Source organism: Candidatus Anaplasma sp. TIGMIC (assembly GCF_028204095.1).
GTDB lineage: Bacteria > Pseudomonadota > Alphaproteobacteria > Rickettsiales > Anaplasmataceae > Anaplasma.
On sequence record NZ_JAQLOH010000048.1, the window covers coordinates 1 to 5,492 of the forward strand.

The 5,492-nt window shown below is 44.9% G+C and carries 3 protein-coding genes and 1 tRNA gene; 2 read left to right on the top strand and 2 right to left on the bottom strand.

Annotation, left to right across the window (positions count from 1 at the left end; genetic code table 11):
* Nucleotides 1-507 precede the first annotated feature (507 nt).
* Complete coding sequence (gltX, locus tag PGW94_RS04280; protein ID WP_271758986.1) at nt 508-1,917, bottom strand: glutamate--tRNA ligase; 1,410 nt, start codon at nt 1,915-1,917, stop codon at nt 508-510.
* Nucleotides 1,918-1,998: 81 nt separating this feature from the next.
* Nucleotides 1,999-2,069 (bottom strand) — tRNA-Thr (locus PGW94_RS04285).
* Nucleotides 2,070-2,201: 132 nt separating this feature from the next.
* On the opposite strand from PGW94_RS04285, the gene mutM reads away from it, so the two are divergent.
* The gene (gene mutM, locus PGW94_RS04290; protein WP_271758988.1) at nt 2,202-3,008 is read left to right on the top strand and encodes a bifunctional DNA-formamidopyrimidine glycosylase/DNA-(apurinic or apyrimidinic site) lyase; all 807 of its coding nucleotides are present in this window, start codon (nt 2,202-2,204) and stop codon (nt 3,006-3,008) included.
* 254 nt (nt 3,009-3,262) lie between these two features.
* Nucleotides 3,263-4,792: an acyl-CoA carboxylase subunit beta gene (locus tag PGW94_RS04295; protein ID WP_271758991.1), complete on the top strand. Its 1,530-nt coding sequence runs from the start codon at nt 3,263-3,265 to the stop codon at nt 4,790-4,792.
* The last annotated feature ends 700 nt before the right edge of the window (nt 4,793-5,492 follow it).

The window sequence follows — 5,492 nt, forward strand, 5'->3', positions numbered from 1 at the left end:
CTGATGGGCTGATGGGCTGATGGGCTGATGGGCTGATGGGCTGATGGGCTGATGGCGCCGCCGATTTGGGCGCTGAGTATGAAATAGCACTGTGTCGGCGTTTAGTTTTCAAATCTCTAGTTTTCGTATTGCTATAATGTGTAGGTCTATTATTGGTACGGATCAACCTGGTTATGGCAGTCTTTGGTTTTATAAGTGCACTACGATAAGTGCCCGGGTAGCGACATTGTATGCGCAGAGTAGTAGTGATTCACTAGACACAGCGTGTTACACGCCTTTGCCACTGCAGATGTAGCACTCCTGGTACTGGTTCATACGATATCCGTAATAACTTAGCGTACACAGTTAGGGCTTCGTAGTACGCTGCTCTGACAGCGATATTGCCCTGTTATTAGGCTGCTCGCGTGCAAAGGGTCACCAGAGTGCATTCACAAAACATATGCTAGGAGTGCTTTATCTATATAAATTTACGACGCCTGTTCCGCGATATGTACCGTAACCTTACAGCTACTTTGCCTTTGTGTGAAACTCTAACCGGGAAAGGCATTCTTCTTTTCCCAGAATTTCCATAACTTCTGATATATTTGGCGACTGCACTTTGCCGGTTATTGCGGATCTGAGTAGGGTATATATGTTGTGAGCAGGTATCTCCTTCTCTGTCGATAGCTTTTTGATTTGCGACGACAAGTAGCTCTTTTCCCACTGCGATGGCTGGACTCCGGACAGTATGTCCAGCAGATTTCCTAAGACATATGCGCTGTTGCGTATTACCTCTGATGCCTCTTCATCAAGGCTGATAGGCACGCTCTGTACGTAAAAAAGCGCGTTCTTCGCAAGATCTGTGATAGTCTTGGTTCGTTCAACTAAGCCCTTCATTCCACGCGATAGCAGTGCACGCTTATCGTCTGTGATTCCGGCTCCAAGCCCTTTTTCCAAGACGGGCAGTACCATACCAAGAAGTTCCTCTTCGCTTTTCTGACACATGTAGTGATGATTTAGAAATAAGAGCTTCTTGTAATCCAAGCATGCGCTGGAAACCCCAACGTCTTTCATGGAGAATATTTTTACTGCCTCGTCCATAGAGACGATTTCCTTATTCTCGTGGCTCCATCCCAATCTCAGCATATAGTTACATATTGCTTCTGGGAGGAATCCCAGCTCCCTGTACTCGTGTACTCCTGGTGCTTTGTTTCGTTTTGAGAGCTTAGCCCCATCTTCGTCATGGATTAGGGGGATATGGAAGAACTGCGCGCTGCGCCACCCAAGCGCGTCAGCAAGTACAATTTGTTTGATCGTATTTGTAATGTGATCTGAGCCCCTTATTATGTGGGTAACCCCCATATCGTGATCATCAACAACCACAGCCAACAGGTATGTAGGTGTTGCGTCAGAGCGAAGTATCACCATGTCATCTATCTGTTCACTATTTACTGACACAACTCCGTAAACACCGTCTTCGAACGAGAGTATGGTATTTTCCGGGCTTTTGAGTCTTACAACGCCTCGCTTTGTACCTTCTGTATGTTCAGCTACTTGATGTTTCCACGGACATACGTGCCTATAGTACTTTCCCGAACTCTCAGCCTCTTCTTTTTGTTTGTTAACTTCGTCTTCTGAACAGTAACACATGTACGCGTTACCCATTGCTACAAGACTATGTGCGACTTCTACATGACGGTCCACCCGGGAAGATTGCACCACAATATCGTCATCATACTTAAGACCAAGCCACTCCATGTCGCTAATGATCGACTCAGCAACGGCCTCAGAGGATCTACTTTTGTCTGTATCTTCTATGCGTAGTAAAAACTTCCCATTGTTATTCTTAGCAAATAGCCAGTTAAAAAGCGCAGTCCGGGCTCCGCCCAGATGTAAGCTACCCGTAGGTGATGGAGCAAACCTTGTAACTACACTCACTGTGCATGCCTGCAAAAAACACGGTGACATAGTACAATGAAAGTACTACACACCATAACAAAAAACTGTTATTTCTACCAGTGCCGCTACCTAGAATCGAACTAAGCCCTCGTCTCTACCAAAGACGCGATCTACCACTGAACCATAGCGGCCATAACCGGATTTTAGTTTTTTGTTATGAGTAAGTCAAAGAGAAACAATATCCTACTGGCAATTAGCAAGAACTCGCAGAGTCTTAGGTTATGCACGTTGCCTTGTGAAAGTGAAAGAAATTTGTGGTGCGCATGCCTGAACTTCCAGAAGTAGAAATCATCGCTAGGTTTTTTTCTGACAGCGTAGTAGGAAAGCGCATATGCGATATAACGATCAACAGGAGGGACTTGCGGATCAGCATTCCCGATAACTTCTCAGCATCTGTATTGGGTAAAAAGATTCATTCTGTACGTAGGTTGGCGAAGTATTTGGTAATGCAGATAAGTGCAGAGGAAAAGGTCATTTTTCATTTAGGAATGAGCGGCCGAATCTTGTACGTGACTTCGTATTCCCCGGAAAAACATGACCACGTCATTTTAACGCTGAATGATGGCTCCAGGATAGTTTTTAATGATCCGCGCAGGTTCGGCATGGTTACAGTAGTTGATAATCATGGCTACGAGGCACTGCGTGAAAAGGCAGGGCCAGACCCATTTTCTGATTGCTTTAGCGCTGACTATATATTGAGCATTAGCAACAAATTGAGCATAAAGACCGCCTTGATGAGGAGTGATATTGTTTCTGGAATAGGGAACATATATGCATCTGAGATCCTTTTTAGAGCTGGGATTCTGCCCAATCGGGAAATGAGAACACTTTCTCTTGAAGATTGTCAGCGTATAGTAGATGCCACAAGAGAGATATTGCGGCTTTCTATAGAAGCAGGGGGCTCCACAATTAGGGATTATAGATCTCCACTTGGGACAGAAGGCGGCTTCCCCAGGCACTTCAAGGTCTACAATAGATCGGGGTGTGAGTGCTACACATGTGGAGGGTATGTGCACAGTGAAAGACAGAATGGCAGGAGCACGTATTTTTGTGTTAGATGCCAGAAGTAGTGCGCAAATGCGTGATATAATGGGCTCACTGTCAGCTTTGTGCTGCCTTTACTCTTACGCAGTCTCGGTAAGTATCTTCCTATATGTTGACCAATTCAAAAAAAAGCGGTACTAAACGCGGTCAATATGTTGATGCTAAACGGCTGTTGTGTGCGATTGTTGTCGTATTGCGATAGTACTTAGTATAAAAAGACCAAAGATTTTTTATTTTTGCTATAATCACTCATTAACAATTTAGTTCTTAAGGTTTTGTCATGAGTTCCGCTGTGCTCCAAGAGTTAGAGAACAAGAAATCTCAGCTTTTACTTGGTGGCGGCGCGACTAGGATAGAAAAACAACATAGCAGAGGTAGACTCACTGCTAGAGAGCGATTGGATGTCCTGCTGGATAAAGAATCATTCCGAGAAAGTGGGGTGTTCGTAGAACACAGATCAGTAAATTTCGGCATGGATGAGACTAAAATTGCGGGTGATGGGGTGGTTACCGGTTGTGGTTCCATTTACGGACAGCGTGTCTGCGTATATTCCCAAGATTTTACGGTCTTTGGAGGATCTCTAAGCGAAACGAACGCTAAGAAGATCTGCCATGTGATGGACATTGCGGCTAAGATAGGCGTTCCTGTAATTGGGATTAATGACTCGGGGGGAGCCAGGATACAAGAAGGGGTAGATTCTCTCTCAGGTTATGGTGAGATCTTCCAGCGAAACGTAGATATGTCAGGTGTTGTGCCGCAGATTTCTATCATTATGGGTTCCTGTGCGGGTGGAGCTGTGTACTCACCGGCGTTGACGGATTTTATCTTCATGGTAAAGGGGGCCTGTATGTTTGTTACAGGGCCTGATGTCATAAAAAAGGTCACCTTTGAAGATGTAACCCAAGAGGAACTTGGTGGTTCAGCTGTGCATACTCGTAAAACAGGTGTGGCCGATCTTGCGTTTGCGGATGAGGTTGATGCATTGAGCCAGGTGCGCAAGTTCTTGTCGTTTATACCTCCAAATAACAAAAGCTCTCCGAAGTTTGTAGCTACTGCGGATCCTGTGAACAGGCATGATGAATCACTTAACACTTTGATACCTAAGAGCAGCACGGTTCCCTATGATATGTACGAGCTCGTGCGCAAAGTATGTGATGAGGGCGTGTTTTTTGAAATAAAGCCCGATTTTGCCAAGAACGTGATAGTAGGGTTTGGTAGGGTAGGTGGCTATGCAGTTGGCATTGTCGCGAACCAGCCCATGCATTTGGCTGGATGTTTGGACATAGATTCTTCAAGGAAAGCTGCAAGATTTGTGCGATTTTGTGACGCTTTCAACATACCCATTGTCACCCTTATAGATGTACCTGGGTTTTTGCCTGGTTTGTCTCAGGAGTACTCAGGAATTATAGACCATGGAGCAAAGCTGCTATATGCGTATGCTGAAGCTACTGTGCCAAAAGTCAGCGTTGTGGTTCGTAAGGCATACGGTGGTGCGTACATAGTTATGAATTCCAGACACCTGCGTGGAGATGTCAATTATGCGTGGCCTAGCGCTGAAATAGCGGTGATGGGCTCTGAGGGAGCCGTTGGTATAATCTTCCGTAGGGAGACAGATAAAGAGTACTTAAAGAAGTTAGTGCAGGAGTATAACGACAAGGTCGTTTGCCCATATGTTGCAGCTTCGAGAGGATTTATTGATGATGTTATAGTGCCATCTACCACAAGAGAGCGCATATACTCTGCGCTTGACCTCTTGCGAGATAAAAAGGTTGATCGCTTTTGGCGCAAGCATGATAACCTTCCCATGTGATGCAAGACCTCAAGGGTATGTATCTGTAAGCTATGACGTCTCCGCAGAGCATGGAACTGCGTGGTGTATTCTGGTTTACTCCGGTGTTTATTGAATGGCATCACTTGGGTTGAAGGCCTTAAACACAGCACATCTTTGCTCAGACCCTTGTTAGGGACAGAAAGTGTAATATCACAGGCGCATTGCCATATACGGATGATTGCGCAACTTTTTGCGCCATGGACCAGTTGTTTTTGTGATGGGTGGATATGTCCTTATCAAGTGTTGGCGTATTCCACAGTAATTCTATCACCCATGATTGTGTTATCGATTCATTGAGCAGCTGCTGTTACGTGAGTTTTTTGTGTGCTCCTTATCAGGCAAGAGAGCGTATAGTTTCAATGATGCCATGATCCATTTTAGTCATTCCCGCGCTTTTGACATATATTTAAAAAAACGCATGATGTGTTTCGGAGCATGATTTACCCTGACTCAAAGGCAGTATGTGCTCCGATAGCTTTATAGGCATTGGTTATTATGTTTGGAGTGTCATTTAAAGCCGCATACGCAATATGTGAGTACACGTTAAGTATACTGCCTATTGGAAAACTTGCTTGTTTTGTTCAAAAATAAGTTTACTACCAGCAATCATAGAGGATAATCCTTTCTGAGGTCTGAGGTCTGAGGTCTGAGGTCTGAGGTCTGAGGTCTGAGGTCTGAG

What these genes read in the sequence shown, in the direction of transcription:
- mutM (WP_271758988.1), top strand. Translation starts at nt 2,202, where the DNA reads ATGCCTGAACTTCCAGAAGTAGAAATCATCGCTAGGTTTTTTTCTGAC.
- PGW94_RS04295 (WP_271758991.1), top strand. Translation starts at nt 3,263, where the DNA reads ATGAGTTCCGCTGTGCTCCAAGAGTTAGAGAACAAGAAATCTCAGCTT.